Origin of the sequence: Neoroseomonas lacus (assembly GCF_014644535.1) — a bacterium.
GTDB classification, from domain to species: domain Bacteria; phylum Pseudomonadota; class Alphaproteobacteria; order Acetobacterales; family Acetobacteraceae; genus Neoroseomonas; species Neoroseomonas lacus.
This window is the reverse complement of record NZ_BMKW01000048.1, coordinates 1-3,166: the sequence shown is the minus strand read 5'-3', so window position 1 is coordinate 3,166 and position 3,166 is coordinate 1. Positions and strand designations below refer to the sequence as shown.

At 66.7% G+C, this 3,166-nt stretch carries 5 protein-coding genes; 3 read left to right on the top strand and 2 right to left on the bottom strand.

The features are described 5' to 3' along the window. The first annotated feature begins 312 nt into the window (after nucleotides 1-312). Entirely contained in the window at nucleotides 313-852 is a 540-nt protein-coding gene (locus tag IEY36_RS30275) for a c-type cytochrome (protein WP_188974035.1), read from the top strand. On the opposite strand, the gene IEY36_RS31225 is transcribed toward IEY36_RS30275, so the two are convergent. Next, nucleotides 792-1,601: a recombinase family protein gene (locus tag IEY36_RS31225; protein ID WP_188974033.1), complete on the bottom strand. Its 810-nt coding sequence runs from the start codon at nucleotides 1,599-1,601 to the stop codon at nucleotides 792-794. The genes IEY36_RS30275 and IEY36_RS31225 overlap by 61 nt on opposite strands. After that, nucleotides 1,601-2,470: a DUF3489 domain-containing protein gene (locus IEY36_RS30265; protein ID WP_188974031.1), complete on the bottom strand. Its 870-nt coding sequence runs from the start codon at nucleotides 2,468-2,470 to the stop codon at nucleotides 1,601-1,603. Before IEY36_RS30265 ends, IEY36_RS31225 begins: the two co-directional genes overlap by 1 nt. 147 nt (nucleotides 2,471-2,617) lie before the next feature. On the opposite strand from IEY36_RS30265, the gene IEY36_RS30260 reads away from it, so the two are divergent. Together IEY36_RS30260 and IEY36_RS30255 are read left to right on the top strand one after the other, a co-directional pair. Continuing rightward, entirely contained in the window at nucleotides 2,618-2,776 is a 159-nt protein-coding gene (locus IEY36_RS30260; RefSeq protein WP_188974029.1) for a hypothetical protein, read from the top strand. 206 nt (nucleotides 2,777-2,982) lie between these two features. Next, the coding region (locus tag IEY36_RS30255) for a transposase (RefSeq protein WP_188974027.1) at nucleotides 2,983-3,166 on the top strand (184 nt) is incomplete at its 3' end.

Here is a 3,166-nt window from a genome sequence, read left to right as displayed (position 1 = left end):
GACCTTGGAGGAATGGACGGAGAAATACGTCCCGAAGCACATCAAATGAATGGTCAGCATCGCATCTGTTCAACACCGAGCAAGGACCGTTGGTCGGTGGTGAACGCATATGATCCCGTTGAACGGGATCGGGCGATTCGGAGATCCACGGCACCAGCCAGGAACAAGAATCAGGGCCATTCCCCGCAAGACGACGAGCAGAATTCGTATTAGTGTTCAGGTGCTCTATTTTGGGGTCCGACCGACCGAATTCGATCCGCCGGCAGACCTCGCTCGAGATGGTGCTAGCCCTTCGTTGAGATGGAGGCGGCGATGAAGCGATTTTGGCTGGGCTTCTGCGCAGCGATTGTTCTGCTCGTAGCAGCGGGCGTCGTTGCTCCGTTCACGGGCGTGTTCAATGTCGCTGCGAGCGTCCCGCACTCAGCGCTAGAGCGCTGGTATCTCACGACTACTATGACGCACTCGGTTCGCAGCCGCGCGGCCGGCATTACCGTGCCAGGCAATATTTCGGAAGAGGATATCAGGCACGGCTTCGCGCAGTACCGCAACAGCTGCGTCTACTGCCACGGCGCGCCTGGCGTGGATGCAACGGACTGGGCTCAGGCACTTCAGCCTGAGCCCCCATACCTGGCCGACGCGGTACCCGCGCGACAGCCAGCAGAACTGTTCTGGATAGTCCGAAACGGCATCAAGATGACCGCCATGCCGGCGTTTGGACATCACCTCAATGATCGAGATATTTGGGGCGTCGTCGGATTCATCAGGCAACTCCCAGGAATGTCCGACGAGACCTATGCGCATCTCGTGGAGGAAGCGGATCGCGCGCCGCCAACCAGACAACCTTCCAACTGATGACCCGATTGCACAGCATTCTGGCGGTTAGAATGCTCGGGTCGAGATACGGCATTGCAAGAAACGCGGGAGAGGACTCGCGCGACGGAGGTGTGCGTCCACATGCCATGGCCAGATGGCGTCCGAACGCCGCGCTCGTTCAGAGCCCTCGCCAATGCTGCATGTCCCATGACGCCCTCGGCGCGAATCCGCTCCAGCTTTAGGGCGAGACGGTGTGCTGCCCGCATCGCTGACTCATGCCGCTTCTGGCCCGCCACTAAAGAGTCAGGCCCTGCAGCTGGCCGGTAGCCCCTGTCTCCTCCCAGCACCCGTCCCCGGGCCTTCGCCGCCGCCAGAGCCGCTCTGGTCCGCTCGCTGATGAGCTCCCGTTCCTTCTGCGCCATGGCGGCGTAGATCCGCAGCATCAGGTCGTCGGCGCCGGGCATGTCGGCGCCCCGGATTGAGACGCCGTCCTCCAGCAGCTGCGACAGCGTGTGCGCGCGGCGGGTGATGCGATCCAGCCGCGCCGCCACCAGCACCGCGTCGAACTGCCGGCAGCGGGCGAGGGCAGCCTGGAAACCCGGCCGCCTGTCGTCCTTGCCAGATGCTACGTCGGAATACTCCGCCACCAAGGTCCAGCCCTGCGCGGCAACAAAGGCCCGGATGCTCGCCTGCTGGGCCTCGAGGCCCAGCCCGCTCTGGCCCTGCTCAGTGGTCGAGACCCGGGTGAGCCCGACTGCGAGACGGGGCGCCTGTCCGCCGATGCGCATCAGACGGCCTCCGCCGGCGCGGCGGTGGCGATGCGGTAGATGGAGTAGGAGCCCTTCGCACCCTGCTTGTTCGGCCCGACCTGGCGGACGCGCTCCAGCACCTCGACGGTGATGCCGCGGCGCTTTAGGCCAGCTAAGAAGCCGCGGACGGTGTGCGGCTGCCAGTCTGTCGCCTCGATGACCTGGGCGACGGCCGCACCCTCCTCCCGGCGCAGCAGGGCGAGGACCGCCTCCTGCTTGGTGCCGGTGCGGGGCTGGCGTGGGGCGGCGAGGTCGCGCAGCGGGCGGGAGGCACGCGCGGCTCGCGGGGTGGCTGCCAGGACCTCGCGGAGGGCTGCCAGGGCACCGTCGAGCCCGTCGCGCTCCGGTGCGTCCCAGGCAGCCAGGACTGTCGCCGCGGCCATGTGCAGGGCGGCTGCGCGGCCGATTGGCCCATGCTGACTCGCGGGCGGGCGCTGAGGCCCCTCAGCGGCTTCGACGCTGTCAGCGGGCGGGGCGGGCTGAAGCGCCGCCTGAGAGTCTCCCTGAGGCTCTGTGAGCAGATCGGCTGTTTCCGTTGCTGCGGCCGGCCGCGGCAGGACCGGCTCGCCATCGTCCGGCAGCGTGTTCACCGGATCGAGTCCAATCGCCCGCAGGCCGGCATCGGTGATGCGTAGTGCAATCCACGCACCGTCCCCATCCTGCCGCCAGCCCAAGCCAACGAGCTCGCGAGGCGCGGCGATCTCCTCCAGCATGGTCTTTGCCAGCAAGCTTCGCAGGACTGCGTTTCGGGCAGCGGCAGGCAGCTTCGCAGGCGACTCCGCCAGCAGCGCCTGGTGCTGCGCGGCCTTGCTGAGGATCACGCGCTGGGTGTCGGAAAGCTTCGTCATCGTCGGGCTCCGGTTCGGCACCTGATGAGCCGGGTGCTACCAACCCGAGCCCCGCGGCGTGAACCTCAGCGGGGCAGCGCGGTGCTCTCCGCGCACCCGAGCATTCGCTCCGAAGCAGCGCGAAGCCAAGCGAAGGTCGCGATCATCTTGTTGCTTTCTGTGGCCTTCGCGCGGATCGGTGTTGTCGGTTTCGACGGGCAGATCGAGGTCGAGGCTTTGCGGCTCTATGGTCTGCCGGAGGTGGCACCGGCCCAGCTCTGCGGCACCCCGACCCTGCCGGTGGGGCAGCGGGAGTTCGCGGCGTAGGTAGCGCGGGATCTGCCCAACTTGGTGCCAGGGGCGACCAACTTGCTCGACGTCACCGTGCCCGGCGCGCGGCAGGGGGACCTTGCCCATGCGGCACTCGCCTCCTCGGCGCGCTTCATCGAGTTCGACGCCGCGGCCTGTGACCTGCCCCCCTAGAATCGGTCCGCCGGAAATGTTGTCCGACGGCAGCGATGGGAGGTTGTGGGATGGGGCGGAAGAAGGCGCACACGCCTGAGGAGATCGTTGCGAAGCTGCGGCAGGCGGAGGTGCTGATTGGCCAAGGTAAGACGGTGGCGGATGCGGTGCGAGCAATCGGCGTGACGGAGCCGACCTACTATCGCTGGCGGACGGAGTTCGGTGGCCTGAAGCTGGACCAGGTGAAGCGGCTCA

Coding starts and splice junctions, on each gene's coding strand:
- IEY36_RS30265 (WP_188974031.1), bottom strand. CDS start 2,470: ATGACGAAGCTTTCCGACACCCAGCGCGTGATCCTCAGCAAGGCCGCG.
- IEY36_RS30275 (WP_188974035.1), top strand. CDS start 313: ATGAAGCGATTTTGGCTGGGCTTCTGCGCAGCGATTGTTCTGCTCGTA.
- IEY36_RS31225 (WP_188974033.1), bottom strand. CDS start 1,601: ATGCGCATCGGCGGACAGGCGCCCCGTCTCGCAGTCGGGCTCACCCGG.